Annotated in this window: 14 protein-coding genes, 1 pseudogene and 1 CRISPR repeat array; of the genes and pseudogenes, 9 read left to right on the top strand and 6 right to left on the bottom strand. The window is 71.9% G+C overall.

The window, feature by feature from the left end; genetic code table 11:
- Positions 1-127 precede the first annotated feature (127 nt).
- A CRISPR array of direct repeats spans positions 128-673; the repeat unit is 37 nt; unit sequence GTGGCGGTCGCCTCCGCGGGCGACCGAGGGTCGCAAC.
- A gap of 38 nt (positions 674-711) precedes the next feature.
- Positions 712-1,523, top strand: a pseudogene (locus tag DQ384_RS44030) (type IV secretory system conjugative DNA transfer family protein).
- Positions 1,520-1,765 carry a hypothetical protein gene (locus DQ384_RS38970; protein ID WP_114033912.1) on the top strand — a complete coding sequence of 82 codons (246 nt, stop codon included), beginning with the start codon at positions 1,520-1,522 and terminating at the stop codon, positions 1,763-1,765. Before DQ384_RS44030 ends, DQ384_RS38970 begins: the two are co-directional and overlap by 4 nt.
- Positions 1,766-1,820: 55 nt before the next feature.
- Here DQ384_RS38970 and DQ384_RS38965 read toward each other — a convergent pair whose 3' ends face one another.
- Positions 1,821-2,975: an alkaline phosphatase PhoX gene (locus DQ384_RS38965; protein ID WP_114033911.1), complete on the bottom strand. Its 1,155-nt coding sequence runs from the start codon at positions 2,973-2,975 to the stop codon at positions 1,821-1,823.
- Between the two features lie 199 nt (positions 2,976-3,174).
- Positions 3,175-4,470 (bottom strand): aminotransferase class V-fold PLP-dependent enzyme, encoded by a 1,296-nt coding sequence (locus tag DQ384_RS38960; protein ID WP_220183376.1) that lies wholly within the window; start codon positions 4,468-4,470, stop codon positions 3,175-3,177.
- A 320-nt stretch (positions 4,471-4,790) separates the two neighbouring features.
- On the opposite strand from DQ384_RS38960, the gene DQ384_RS38955 reads away from it, so the two are divergent.
- Positions 4,791-5,378: an LOG family protein gene (locus DQ384_RS38955; RefSeq protein ID WP_114033909.1), complete on the top strand. Its 588-nt coding sequence runs from the start codon at positions 4,791-4,793 to the stop codon at positions 5,376-5,378.
- A gap of 50 nt (positions 5,379-5,428) precedes the next feature.
- Here the strand turns inward: DQ384_RS38955 and DQ384_RS38950 are convergent, their stop codons facing one another.
- Complete coding sequence (locus DQ384_RS38950; RefSeq protein WP_114033908.1) at positions 5,429-5,713, bottom strand: hypothetical protein; 285 nt, start codon at positions 5,711-5,713, stop codon at positions 5,429-5,431.
- A gap of 119 nt (positions 5,714-5,832) precedes the next feature.
- Between DQ384_RS38950 and DQ384_RS38945 the strand changes: the two genes are divergently transcribed.
- Together DQ384_RS38945 and DQ384_RS38940 are read left to right on the top strand one after the other, a co-directional pair.
- A complete protein-coding gene (locus tag DQ384_RS38945) occupies positions 5,833-6,651 on the top strand; it encodes a hypothetical protein (RefSeq protein WP_114033907.1) in 819 nt (272 codons plus the stop codon).
- Between the two features lie 97 nt (positions 6,652-6,748).
- Entirely contained in the window at positions 6,749-7,306 is a 558-nt protein-coding gene (locus DQ384_RS38940; RefSeq protein WP_114033906.1) for a DNA-3-methyladenine glycosylase I, read from the top strand.
- A gap of 21 nt (positions 7,307-7,327) precedes the next feature.
- Here DQ384_RS38940 and DQ384_RS38935 read toward each other — a convergent pair whose 3' ends face one another.
- A complete protein-coding gene (locus tag DQ384_RS38935) occupies positions 7,328-8,197 on the bottom strand; it encodes an enoyl-CoA hydratase-related protein (protein WP_114033905.1) in 870 nt (289 codons plus the stop codon).
- Positions 8,197-8,985 (bottom strand): PaaX family transcriptional regulator, encoded by a 789-nt coding sequence (locus DQ384_RS38930; protein WP_114033904.1) that lies wholly within the window; start codon positions 8,983-8,985, stop codon positions 8,197-8,199. Before DQ384_RS38930 ends, DQ384_RS38935 begins: the two co-directional genes overlap by 1 nt.
- Positions 8,986-9,164: 179 nt before the next feature.
- On the opposite strand from DQ384_RS38930, the gene DQ384_RS38925 reads away from it, so the two are divergent.
- Complete coding sequence (locus DQ384_RS38925; RefSeq protein WP_114033903.1) at positions 9,165-9,332, top strand: DUF3117 domain-containing protein; 168 nt, start codon at positions 9,165-9,167, stop codon at positions 9,330-9,332.
- Positions 9,333-9,457: 125 nt separating this feature from the next.
- Entirely contained in the window at positions 9,458-10,909 is a 1,452-nt protein-coding gene (locus DQ384_RS38920) for a leucyl aminopeptidase (protein ID WP_114033902.1), read from the top strand.
- A 34-nt stretch (positions 10,910-10,943) separates the two neighbouring features.
- Here the strand turns inward: DQ384_RS38920 and DQ384_RS38915 are convergent, their stop codons facing one another.
- Positions 10,944-11,594 carry an O-methyltransferase gene (locus tag DQ384_RS38915; RefSeq protein ID WP_114033901.1) on the bottom strand — a complete coding sequence of 217 codons (651 nt, stop codon included), beginning with the start codon at positions 11,592-11,594 and terminating at the stop codon, positions 10,944-10,946.
- Between the two features lie 256 nt (positions 11,595-11,850).
- Between DQ384_RS38915 and sigE the strand changes: the two genes are divergently transcribed.
- Both sigE and DQ384_RS38905 read left to right on the top strand, forming a co-directional pair.
- Positions 11,851-12,510, top strand: a complete 660-nt coding sequence (gene sigE, locus DQ384_RS38910; protein ID WP_114033900.1) for an RNA polymerase sigma factor SigE — start codon at positions 11,851-11,853, stop codon at positions 12,508-12,510.
- Complete coding sequence (locus DQ384_RS38905; RefSeq protein WP_114033899.1) at positions 12,507-13,031, top strand: anti-sigma factor family protein; 525 nt, start codon at positions 12,507-12,509, stop codon at positions 13,029-13,031. The genes sigE and DQ384_RS38905 overlap by 4 nt, the downstream gene beginning before the upstream one ends.
- Positions 13,032-13,178: the final 147 nt, after the last annotated feature.

Genomic DNA, 13,178 nt, shown 5'->3' with positions numbered 1-13,178 from the left:
CACGGACAGGATCAGGAGATCAACCTGGCCATTGACCAGGACTTTTGATGGCCGCCGACCAGGAACCGCTGTCCGTCAGCCTCGACTTTTCTGTCCGCTGATCAAGAGTTCCACGTGACCGCTCTCAGTGGCGGTCGCCTCCGCGGGCGACCGAGGGTCGCAACAGCACACCGCGGACCGGATCGACCCCGACGACGTGGTGGCGGTCGCCTCCGCGGGCGACCGAGGGTCGCAACCTCCTCACTCAGGTTTGCGAAGTCGATTGTGCCTGTGTGTGGCGGTCGCTTCCGCGGGCGACCGAGGGTCGCAACACCCCCGTCCGCGTCATGGACGGCGTCGGCCGGCAGGTGGCGGTCGCCTCCGCGGGCGACCGAGGGTCGCAACACGAAAAGAAATTCGGCGTACGTGCGAAGGGTGCCCTTGTGGCGGTCGCCTCCGCGGGCGACCGAGGGTCGCAACCACCGGGACTACGACGGCAAGCTCATGGTCGAACGTGGCGGTCGCCTCCGCGGGCGACCGAGGGTCGCAACCACCGGGACTACGACGGCAAGCTCATGGTCGAACGTGGCGGTCGCCTCCGCGGGCGACCGAGGGTCGCAACGTTGGGAAGCGCGACAACGGCGAGTGCCGGTTCTTGTGGCGGTCGCCTCCGCGGGCGACCGAGGGTCGCAACGCCGCCTACCGCTCACCCGAAGGCACCCGCTCCAATTTGTGGACCACCGTGCAGACGGCGGTGGCGCCGCTGCTGGCCCCACCGCCCGCGCCACCTTCACCCCGGCGGCGGGGGAGGGGGTCGACCCGGAGGCCTTTCTCAAGGCCCGGGGCACGATCTACCTGCTGGTCTCGGAGAAACAGGCCACCGACCTGGCGCCGTTGATCTCGGCGTTCATCGACGAGCTCACCGAGACCGCCAAGAAGCTCGCCGACGCCTCACCCGGCGGCCGGCTCGACCCGCCGCTTGCCCTGCTGTGCGATGAGGTTGCCAACGTCGTCCCACTCCCGCACCTGCCCGCCCTGATGTCGTACGCGGGTGGATCGGGAATCTTCCTTGTCGCCGTGCTCCAGAACATGGCCAGGCCGAGAACCGGTGGGGCCGCGAAGGCGCGGCCATGCTCTGGGGCGCCTCCACGGTGAAGATCGCCCTGGGCGGTCTGTCCGGTGACGAACTGCGGGACCTGTCCGCCTTGGCTGGTGAGTACCGCGAACTCCTCACCACTCATCAGCACGGCAGCACGGGGCACACCGTCCAATCCACCCTGCATGATCCCAAGACTCTCCCTCCCGAGGTGATCCAAACCTTGTCCCAGGAACGGCGCGAGGCCCTGGTCATCCACGCCACCACCCCCGCTGTGCTGGTGCGGATGATCTGGCACTACGAGGGCCCGGACCGCGAGGCCTACGCCCGCTCGGTCGCCAAGGCCACCCTGATGATGGCGAATGCGGATCCGAGCTCCAGGACCTCGGACACTACTGGCACAGGCTCCGTCAGCGGGGAGCCGAGCTGGACAGCGCGGCCGAGGTGAGCGCCACCGTACATCCGCGGGCGTGGGGAGACCTGCCCACGGTGGTGATCGCGGCCGGGGGACACCCGGCGCCGGCGCTCGACCGCTACCGGAGCCTCGCCGCCCTCTCGACCGGGGGCCGGCTCGTGGTGGTGAAGTCCCCCGAGCACTACGTGCAGTACGCCGAGCCGCGCCTCGTTCTGGACGCGGTGCGGGAGGTCCTGGAGGCCCGTGCGGGCGGGCCCGGTCGCCGGCCGTCGTGAACGACGGCCGGCGTCAGCCCGCGACACCCGGGGGCACCGGGCGCCGCGTCCGGGATCAGGTGCGGAAGGGGCCGGTCACGCAGTAGGTGATGCCTCCGGAGGAGGAGCCGGAGGTGCCGCGCTGGGAGGAGAAGTAGAGGCGGTTGCCGGCGGGGTTGAAGGCGGGGCCGGTGATCTCGGAGGCGCTCTGTCCGTTGATCCGGAGGAACGCCGAGATCTTGTCGTCCGGCGTGATGACGCAGATCTCCATGTTGCCGCCGTCCTCGGCGACGTAGAGGTCGCCGAAGGTGGAGCCGGTGATGTTGTCCACGCCGGTCAGCGGCGCGGGGCCGGGGTTGACCAGGTTGTCGTCGTAGGCGAGCTCATAGGTGTTGTTGCCCAGGTTGACCTGCCAGACGCGGTTGTCGCCCTTGGTGGTGAACCACACCGTGTCGTTGGCGTAGTAGCAGCCCTCGCCGCCGTTGAACGCCTTGGAACCGGACACCTGGCTGCGCGTCGCCGTCGGCGAGCCGTCGGGGTCGGGGACGTTGGCCCAGCTGAACGAGCCCGAGGTGGCCGAGCCCGCGACGAGGACCTGGAGGGTGCCGGACGACAGGTTTCCCCACGTGGTCGGGATGAAGCGGTAGAACCGGCCGTTGGTCTCGTCCTCGGTGAGGTAGATCACCTTGCGGACGGGGTCGGCGGCGGCGGCCTCGTGCTTGAAGGCGCCCATCGCGGGGCGCCGCACGGCCGCGCCGCCGAACGGGTAGGTCTCGTAGACGTAGCCGAGGCTGACCTCCTCGCAGGAAAGCCAGGTGTTCCAGGGCGTCGCCCCGCCGGCGCAGTTCTGCCGGGTGCCCGACAGCAGGGAGTACGCCGAGGCGACGGCGCCGGTGGAGGTGAAGCGGATCGCGGAGGCGCCGCCGTTCGGGCTGACCTCGGAGTTCGACACGTAGATCCAGCCCGTGCCGTCCGCGAAGCAGGCGCCGCCGTCCGGCGCGCTGTGCCAGGTGTACGACGTGCCGGGCACGCTCTGGCCGGATCTGGCGATGACCTGGCTGGTGAAACCGCTGGGTAGTTGGATTCCGTTGGCGTCGGCGGCCTGCAGGGGACCGTAGGGACCGGTGGCGTTCTGGGCGGGCGCGGCGAAGGCGTCCTGCCAGAGACTCCCGGTGAACGCCACAGTGCTCGCACCGAGCACCGAGGCGCGCAGGAAATTACGGCGTCGCATCGTCGGACCTCCTTACTGGGGGTCGGGATGAGCTGTAAACACGCGGTTCGGGCGATCTTAGGCGCGTCAGTGTGTCGTCCTCATGAACATTGGATGAGCCGGCTCGGAATCCTCTTCGCCGAGGCGAGCGTCCGGACGAGTAGGCCGCCGGCCCGGGCGCCGCGCGTCCGATGCGAGGACGCGCGGCTCCGCCGTGGGGTCAGAACGTCCGTACGAGCTCGTGCAGAGCCTCGGCCAGGCGGTCGCAGTGTGCGGGGGAACTGAAAAGCGCCGGTGTCACCCGGATGCAGTCCCCGGCCGCCACGCCCCCGCGGCGCACCGTGAAGATGTTGTGCCGCTTCAGCAGCCAGGTCTGGATGGCGGTGTTGTCGGCAGCGCTGGTGCGCCCCCGAAGGCGGAACGACGTGATGGCGCCGTACATGCCGGGCTCGTCCGGGGTCAGGATCTGCAGACGGTCGAGCCCGCGGACCTGGGAGACCCACCGATCACGTAGGAAGCGGAGCCTGGCCTCCTTGTTCGCCGGGCCGATCGAGTCGTGGAAGTCGAGCGCCGCGGGGACCGCGAGCACGTTCGCGCTGTTGGTCGTTCCCGTGTGGACCCGGGCGCGGACGCCGGTCCCGGGGTCCGCGTACGCGGGATCGATGTCGGCCAGCCGGTCCTTCTTGATGTACAGGAACCCCACGCCCAGCGGCGCGCCCATCCACTTGTGGAGGTTGAAGCCCGCGAAATCGCACCGCAGGCCGGGGACGGAGAAGTCGAGATGCCCCCACGAGTGGGCGGCGTCGACGATCACGTCGACGCCGCGCGCGCGGGCGAGGTCGGCGATCTGGGGAACAGGGATCACGAGGCCGGTGCGGTGCGACAGGTGCGTGAGCAGCAGCAGGCGCGTCTTGGGGTTGGCGTCGAGCACGCGCGTGTACGCGTCGAGTATCGCCTGCCGGCTCGCGGGCTCCGGCATCGCGAACGTCACGACGTTCACGCCGCGGCGGTCGCGCAGCCAGTTCATGGTGTACTGCATCGAGTCGTAGTCGAGGTCGGAGTACACGACCGTGTCACCGGGCGAAAGCCGGTTGTACCCGGCGATCAGCGTCTGCAGGGCCTCGGTGGCCCCCCGGGTGAGCGCGATCTCCTCCGGCGACACCCCCGCCGTCTCGGCGACCCGGGCGACGACCGCGTCGAAATCGGTGTTGAACGTCGTGCGGAGGTAGTACGAGTTGCGGTCGTTGACGCGCTCGATCATCTGCTCGTAGGACTTCGCGACCCCGCGCGGCATCGGGCCGAAGAAGCCGTTCTCGAGGTTGACGACGTCGTCGGACACGTCGTACTCGCGAGCCACCCGGGCCCAGTAGCGTTCGTTCCCGGCGGCGCCGGAACGCGGCGGCGGCAGGGAGGGCCACCCGGTCCGCGTGGCGGCGTGGGCGCCGGTGCCCTCGACGAGGGGGGCGACGGCGGCGGCACCGAGGCCGGCGAGGGTTTGACGACGAGTGAGACGCACAGAGACCTCCGAGCGAGCCCGGCCCTGGCGCGGTGGCCGGCCAGGGTCCAGCGAACCTGTCCTGCGTCCCTGGCCCACACGGGGCACCGGGACCGGCACGGACGCTAACGTCGGAGGATTGCGGCCACGGGCCGTAGGCATGAACGGGACGCGGCCGTCACCTTCGAAATGCCGGATCGCCGTTCGTGGCGGTGGTCGCCGGGTGGACGGTTCGGAAAATACCGGGTGCGACCGCGCCCGGCGGCCATGGTGTCGCGGGCGCCGGCTGTGGTGGTGGCCGGGGAGGGGATGCCGATCTGTATAGGGTTGCCGATGTGACGATGGCGATTTGCGTCTTCTGCTCGTCCAGTCAGAAGATCGACCAGAAGTACATCGACCTCGCGGCCGAGGTGGGCACGGAGCTGGCCCGGCGTGGGCACACGCTCGTCAGCGGCGGCGCCACCGTCTCCTGCATGGGAGCGGTCACCCGCGCGGCCCGCGCGGCGGGCGGGCGGACGGTCGGCGTGATGCCGCAGGCCCTGGTCGACCTGGAGATCGCCGACACCGACTCCGACGAGCTGATCATCACGGGGGACATGCGCGAGCGCAAAGGCCTCATGGACGCGCGCTCCGACGCCTTCCTCGTCCTGCCCGGCGGCATCGGCACGCTGGAGGAGCTGTTCGAGATCTGGACGGCCCGCGTGCTGGCCCTGCACGACAAACCCCTGGTCATCCTCGACCCGTGGGGCCTGTACGGCGCTCTGCGCCGGCTCGTCGACGACATGTACGACCAGGGCTTCACCCGCCCCAACGTCTACGACGCCATCGCCTGGACCACGACGGTCGAAGAAGCCCTGACCCACCTGGAACGACCCGCCCACCCCGTGACCCCCACAGGCGAGGAGATCGGCGAGTCCGCGACCGGTTGAGGCCGGCGGCGCGGTACGGGTGGTCGCCGCGGTTCGCCGGCCGGGCGACGTCAGGCCAGGCCGCGGCGGGTGAGGGACGGGGGGCGTCTGCCCGCGAGGGATTCGGCCATGTCGATCGCCTGGCGGACCGGCGCTTGGTAGGGGGTGCGGAAGACGCGCGCGCCCAGCCAGGCGAGGACGGCGGCGGCGGCGATCTGGGTGGTCTCGTCGCCGGAGAGGGTGACCGCGACCGTACGACCGGCGGCGGCGTGGCGCTCCACCTCGGCGGCCGAGCGCGCCTCCGTCCACGTGGGATCGAGGGGCTCCATGGGGCCGATCACCTGGACGGTAGCCATACGCCGATTCTCACACGGCTTCTCCCATGGCCGGTGAGGTGGCTCTCCTGGTCGATCGCCATATCTCGGGCATATCGGGATATCGGGCGACCGGGAGGCCGGTTGGTCGTAGTGCGGGCGTGCGATCGCTCGTCCACGGCAACGAGGCGCGCCGGTCGGGGTCGATGTGGCACGATTCGTATGTGCTGGTCCTACTCGCCGTCGCCGCGCTGGCCGTTCTCTCCTGTGTGGTGGTGGTCTCGCAGGGACGTGGCGGGGAGCTCGTCGAGTTCGCGCCCGACGTGCCGCCGCTGGAGCTTCCCGCGCCCGGGCAGCTCACCGCCGCCGACTTCATGGACCTGCACCTGCCGGTCAGCCTGGTCGGCTACCACACCCAGACGGTGGACGAGACGCTGCAACGGGCCGCGACGGCCATCGGCCAGCGCGACACCCACATCGCCGTGCTGGAGCAGCGCCTCGAAGAGCTGCTCGCCGGGCGCATCGCGGCGCGCCAGGAGTCGTACGCGCGGCCTTCCTGGGCGCCGATCGCCACCCCCGAGCCCGGGCCGCCGATCGCCGAGCACGAGTCGGCCGAGGCGCTGTTCGGCGTGATCGGCCAGGTCACGCCCGTGCAGGGCGTCTCCGCCACGCCTCCCTCCGAGTCCGGCACGGGCCGGCGCGGCCTCTCGGCGGAGCCCTCGGCGGAGGAGCGCGGCCCGTTCGAGGCCGCCACCGAGCCGCCCCCGAAGCGGGCCCTGTCGGCTGCCCCCGTCGGCGACCGCGACGCGCTCGACCCCAAGGAGCGCGGCCCCTTCGACACCTCCGCCTTCGACGCCCAGAACGTGGACGGCTCGGGCAAGGAGCGCGGCGCGTTCGAGACGCCCGGCGGGTCCTCCGGGAAGCACGCGGCGTCCAACGGCGGCGCGGCGGGCGAGCGTCCCGGCCCCGAGGACGCGTGACCGTCGCGAGCGAGGAGCCGCACGCCGTGCCGCACGCCCGCCGGACGGCTCCGCGGCGGGTCGGCGCGGCGGCCGGAAGCTTGTAACCTCGGACTTCGTGACCCCTGAGCTTGTGCGGTGCGGCTGGGTGACCTCCGCCCCCGACTACATCCGGTACCACGACGAAGAATGGGGCCGTCCCGTCCGGGGCGACGACCTGGTGTTCGAGCGGCTGACCCTGGAGGCCTTCCAGTCCGGCCTGTCCTGGCTGACCATCCTGCGCAAGCGCGAGAACTTCCGCGCCGCGTTCGCCGGGTTCTCGATCCCCGCGGTGGCCGCGTTCGGCGAGGCGGACGTCGAGCGCCTGCTGGCAGACGCCGGCATCATCCGCAACCGCGCGAAGATCGAGGCGGCCATCGCCAACGCCCGGGTCGCGGCCGAGGTCCCTGGCGGGGTGTCCGAGCTGGTCTGGCGGTACGCCGACCCGGCCGCGCCGACGCCGAAGACGCTCGCGGACGTGCCCGCGGTGACGCCCGGCTCCAAGGCGCTGGCCAAGGAGCTCAAGCGTCATGGCTTCCGGTTCGTCGGCCCGACCACGGCGTACGCGCTGATGCAGGCGATCGGCCTGGTCGACGACCACGTCGCCGACTGCTGGGTGCGCGCCAGGGCGGTCTGAGCCCCGGCCCACAGCCGCCGCTCAGCGCCCTTCGAAGACGGGGTGCCGCTTGGCCAGGAACGCGCGGGTGGCGGCGGCGTGGTCGTCGGTCTTGGCGCAGAAGTCCTGGAGGTCGGCCTCGACCTCCAGGGAGTCCTCCAACGGGTGCGCCGCCGAGAAGTCCAGGGCCTGCTTGATCGCCCCGTAGGCCAGGGTGGGCCCCTGCGCGAGCCGGACGGCCAGCTCACGGGCCCGCTCGCCGAGCTCGGCGCCCGGGGCGACCGAGGTGACCAGGCCGAGCTCCAGCGCCTCCTTGGCGCCCACCGTGTCGCCGAGCAGCAGCAGTTCGCGCGCCTTGGCGGGGCCGACCAGCCGCGGCAGCGTCCAGGACGCGCCGGAGTCGGGCGCGAGGCCGATCGCGCCGAAGGCCATCGCGAACTTCGCGGAGTCCGCGGCGACCCGGAAGTCGCAGGCGAAGGCCAGCGAGGCGCCCGCGCCCGCGGCGACGCCGTTGACCGCCGCGACGACCGGCTTCCCCATGCCCGCGATGGTGAGGACGATCGGGTTGTAGTGCGCCCGCACGGTGTTGTCGAGGCCGACGCCCGCCGCGAGGTTGGCCGCGTGCTCCTGAAGGTCCTGCCCGGCGCAGAAGGCGCGCCCGGCCCCGGTGAGCAGCACGGCCCGCGCCGCGGCGTCGTCACGGGCCCGTTCGAGGGCCTCCAGCAGGCTCGCCTTCATCTGGACGGTCAGCGCGTTCATCGCCTCCGGGCGGTTGAGCGTGACCGTGGCGACGCCGTCCCGCACCGCGTAGAGGACGTGGTCGTGGCCGTGCTCGTCGGCCGTCGGGGACGCCTCCGGCGTGGAGGAGGCCGTACCCGGCTTCGTGTCCGGCTGCGTGTCCGGCTGATCCATCAGTGGACTCCCTTGTCCAGGTTGCGGTCGACGAAGGCGGCGGCCGCCGGCAGCAGCCGCGCGGCCTCCTGCTCGAAGAAGGCGCGGGCCTTCTCACCGGGCCAGGCCGGCGGCAGCAGCTCAGGCGGGAGGCCCGGATCGCGGAACAGGAAGTTGCGCCATCCGTGGACCAGTCTGCTACGCGCGGCGAACACGCGGTCGTCGGGGGCGTCGCATGGCAGCCCCCCGACCAGATCCATGGCCTGGAGCATCCACGCGTCATAGGCCCTCGCCAGCGCGCCCAGGTCCCAGGCGCGGGCGACCAACTCCTGCGGGTCGCCGTCCAGGGTGCTCTCGAACCGGTCGGCGCGCACCCGTTGCTCCTCCAGCAGCCCGGCGAGCTCCGGGGAGGCCCGGGGGCCGATCCAGGTGGTCTCCGACAGGCAGGCGTACCCGAGGAAGGTCAGGTCGGCGCGCAGCCGCTCGCGCTTCGCCCGGTCGCGGACCGGCTCGAAGACCAGGACGTGCCAGCGGCCGGACCACGCGGTGGCCACCGTGCGGTAGATGCGCACGGCGCTCTCGTCCAGGCGCAGGACGCTCTTCGGCGTCAGCGCGTACCCAGGACCCTGCGGGAGCCGGACGGGCTTGAGCCACTCCTGCCGTACCATCCGTGAGATCGCGGTCCGCACGGCCGGCGCGGCGATGTCGAGCGGGGCGAGCAGCCGGACCAACGCGGCCACGGACGCGCGTCCGGCGCGAATCCGCAAGTGATCTCCGTAAAGATCGAAAAGGGCGGCACGGGCGTTCACACGGACCAGTTTGGTCGGCGCAAGGGCCCTGGACAACGCATTCTGGGAGGAGATCGTTACCCATGTGCGCTCGCGAGGCGGGATAATGGGACGTCACAGAAGACGTGAAAGCGGCGGGCGGCCGGGCGTGGAGTGCGCGGCCCGGAATCGCGCAGGCCGAGGCAGGAAGGGATACACGCATGGCGGCGATGAAGCCGCGGACCGGCGACGGTCCGCTGGAGGTCACCAAGGAAGGACGGGGCATTGTCATGCGGGTCCCTCTGGAGGGTGGCGGCCGGCTTGTCGTCGAACTCTCACCGGACGAGGCCAGAGCCCTTGGCGACGCTCTGAAGAACGTCGTCGGCTGACATACCCCTGACCCGACCAATCGACACAGGCGACTTGACGGCCCCGGCGGCCGGGCCGCGCGCCCCATGCCGGGGCTGTCGCACATTCAGGCCGGCCATCCCGCCCAGGCCCGGGGAGGACCACCATGCCCATCGAGACCTCGCTCCGATTCACCGCCACACCCGTCGGTGACGCCGACCTGCTGGCCGTGCCCTTCGGGAGGGACCTCACCGCCGACGTCGAGCTTCCCGTGCCCGTCCACGCCCTGCTCGCCCACCACGAGGTCAAGGGCGAGGCCGGTGAGGTCGTCGAGGCGCCGGTCGCCTACCGTGCCGAAGGCGGCGAGGGAGACGAGGCCGTGCGCCGGGTCCTGCTGTACGGCGTCGGGGACGCCTCGCCGTCCGCGCTGCGCAAGGCCGGAGCGGTCCTGGCGCGCAAGGCCAGGGGACGCCGGTCGCTGGAGGTGCGACTGCCGGACGACGCGGGCGAGCGCGCGTGGTCGGCGCTCGCCGAGGCTGCCCTGCTGGCGGGTTACGGGCTGCGCATCGGCGCGAGCCGCGGCAAGGCCGTCCAGGAGATCCTCCTGTCCGGACCCGAGGAGGCCCGTCCGGCGATCGAGCGCGCCGAGGTCGTGGCCCGAGCCGTGGCCCTCACCCGCGATCTCGCCAACACGCCGTCCTCGGAGAAGAACCCCGCCTGGCTCGCCGCCCGCGCCGAGGAGGTCGCCGGGCGCTCCGGCCTGGAGGCCAAGGTGTGGGAGCCGGACGACCTGGTGGCCGGCGGCTTCGGGGGCATCCTCGCGGTGGGCCAGGGCTCGGTCAGCCCGCCCCGGCTGATCCAGCTCGCCTACGAGCCCGCCGACCCCGACGGCACGCATGTCGTGCTGGTCGGCAAGGGCATCACCTTCGACAGCGGCGGCCTGTCCCTCAAGCCCACCGACGGCATGAAGTTCATGAAGACCGACATGGCGGGCGGCGCGGTGGTGATCTCCGTGCTGGGGGCGCTGGGCGCGCTGGGCGTGCGCACCCGCGTGACGGGCCTGGTCGCCGCGGCCGAGAACATGCCGTCCGGCTCCGCGCAGCGCCCGGGTGACGTGATCACCCACTACGGCGGCCGCACGGTGGAGGTGCTCAACACCGACGCCGAGGGCAGGCTGGTGCTGGCCGACGCCCTGGCGTACGCCGACGACGTCCTGGAGCCCGACACCGTGGTCGACGTCGCCACCCTCACCGGGGCCATCGGCATCGCGCTCGGCCGCGACATCGGAGCGGTGTTCTCCCCGAGCGACGACCTGGTCAAGGAGCTCGTGGAGGCCGGAACCGCGTCCGGTGACCCGCTGTGGCGCATGCCCCTCATCGACGAGTACCGCCCCGCGCTGGACTCGCCGGTGGCCGACCTGTCCAACATCGACGCCGAGGGCACGTACGGGGGCGGGGCGATCACGGCGGCGCTGTTCCTGCGCGAGTTCGCCGGCGGCCGCCGCTGGGCCCACCTGGACATCGCCGGAGTCGCCCGCAGCACGTCCGACGACGGCATCTTCACCAAGGGGGCCACCGGCTTCGGCACCCGGCTGCTGCTGGAGTGGCTGTCCTCGTAGCCCGCGCGCTCGCGGCGGGCGGGGGCCCGCCGGCTCAGTTGGCGGTCTTGACCGCGGCCAGCAGGCCGTCGCCGAGCGGCATCATCAGCGCGCGCAGCCGCTCGTCGCCCTTGACCAGCTTGCCGAGCTCGCGGATCGCGACGGTGTCCGGGTCGCGCTGGGCGGGGTCGGCCACCCGGTTGTGCCAGAGCGCGTTGTCGAAGGCGACGATGCCGCCGGGCCGCAGCAGGCGGACGGCCTCGGCCAGGTAGTCGCCGTACTCCTGCTTGGCCGCGTCGCAGAAGACGAGGTCGTACCCGCCGTCGGCCAGGCGGGGCAGGACGTCCAGGGCGCGGCCTGTGATCAGGCGCACCCTGCTGCCGGAGAACCCGGCCTCGGCGAAGGTCTGGCGGGCCAGCCGCTGATGTTCCGGCTCGACGTCGACGCTGGTCAGCGTGCCGTCCGCGCGCATGCCGCGCAGCAGCCACAGGCCCGAGACGCCGCAGCCCGTGCCGACCTCGACCACGGCCCTGGCGTTGATCGCCGTGGCGAGGAAGCTCAGCGCCGCGCCGCCGCCGGGCAGGATCGGGACGGCCCCGACCTCCAGCCCGCGCCGCCTCGCGACCTGTAGCACCTCGTCCTCGTAGTGGAACTCCTCCGCGTAGGCCAGTGTGGCCTCCACCGGACTCGTCGGCGTCGGGGCCATCGGCCTCTCCTCCCCGCTTTCGCCGGACGCACGTATTGGTCGCAGCCTAGGGGAGTCGGGGCCGAACGGGAACTCACGCCACAACGGGTACGTTGCACGCTTTGAACGACCTTTGTTCAACCAGGTTCACTCGAGTTCGGGGAAGTTCGCGAACGCTCATGAACGTTATGAAGGTCGTGTGCGAGGCGCACGCGGGGAAACCACGGCGCGGCCAGGTTGGGCCGTGGGTACGCAGGAGGGGACGAAAGCAGGCACTATGGCTGTAGCGGTGGTCCCGGAGAGAGGAGTGCTGGTGGACGACTACCACCAGGCTGATACTCCAGATGACGCGTTGGCGGGGGGCGACCCCCGGTCGGCCGACGGAGCGTGGACGCCTCCCACCTGGGAGGAGGTCGTGCGCGCGCATTCCGCGCGCGTCTATCGGCTGGCCTACAGACTGACCGGCAACGTTCACGACGCCGAGGACCTCACGCAGGAGGTCTTCGTCCGGGTGTTCCGGTCGCTGTCCAGCTACACCCCGGGCACTTTCGAGGGCTGGCTGCACCGCATCACGACCAACCTCTTCCTGGACATGGCGCGGCGTCGCCAGCGCATCAGGTTCGAGGGGCTCGGCGACGACGCCGCCGAGCGCCTGCGGGGGCGCGAGCCTTCGCCGGCGCAGGTGTTCGACGACGCCCAGCTCGAACCCGACATCCAGGCGGCGCTCGACTCGCTCCAGCCGGAGTTCCGCGCGGCCGTCGTGCTGTGCGACATCGAGGGCCTGTCCTACGAGGAGATCGCGGCGACGCTCGGCGTGAAGCTGGGCACCGTCCGCAGCCGTATCCACCGCGGTCGCAGCCAGTTGCGCGAGGCGCTCGAGCACCGGGCGCCCCGCCGCGACGAACTCCCCCCGACCGTAACCAGGGAGGGAGCATGAGCCATCTCGGAGAGCGCGCCTCAGCGCTCATAGACGGTGAGCTCGGTCACGCCGAGCGCGAACGGGCCCTGGCGCATCTGACCTTCTGTGCGGACTGCCGCGCGGAGCTGGACTCGATCCGGGCGCTCAAGAGCCGCCTGCGGTCGCTGGACCCGCCGGCCGTCCCGGCGGACCTGACGATGTCGCTGCTTCGGATGTCCGAGCCGGGCGGGCCGATCCCGCCGCGGGTGCGCCCGTTTCCCAGTACGACCTATTCGATGACCTCGCCGTCGGACAACAGGCCGCGGCGCGGAGGAGGCTTCTCCGGGCCGGGTCGCTCGCAGGGGGGCCGCCGGGCGGGTTACGTCGCCGTCGGCGTGGCCTCGGCGGCCGTGGCGCTCGGCACGCTCTTCATGGTGGGCGGCACCGGCGACAGGCCGACGTCGCCGCCGGTCGAGATGTTCGCCAACCAGCACCGCACGACCCCACCGGCCGGTCAGCTCGTGCCGGGGCGCATGGGCACCCCCGCGCGGCAGCCCTGACCTTCCGGAACGTGACGCGGGCCGGGGCGGGCGGGTGTCCGTGCCGTTCGCGCCGGGGCGGGCATACGATCGGATGGACCCTTGACGGGCGGCGTTTACGGCGTTCGTATGCGGTCGGAGAGACAATCTGACGTAGCCGCCGCCGAC

The organism is Sphaerisporangium album (assembly GCF_003323745.1).
Classification (GTDB): domain Bacteria; phylum Actinomycetota; class Actinomycetes; order Streptosporangiales; family Streptosporangiaceae; genus Sphaerisporangium; species Sphaerisporangium album.
This window is presented reverse-complemented; position numbering and strand designations above follow the sequence as displayed.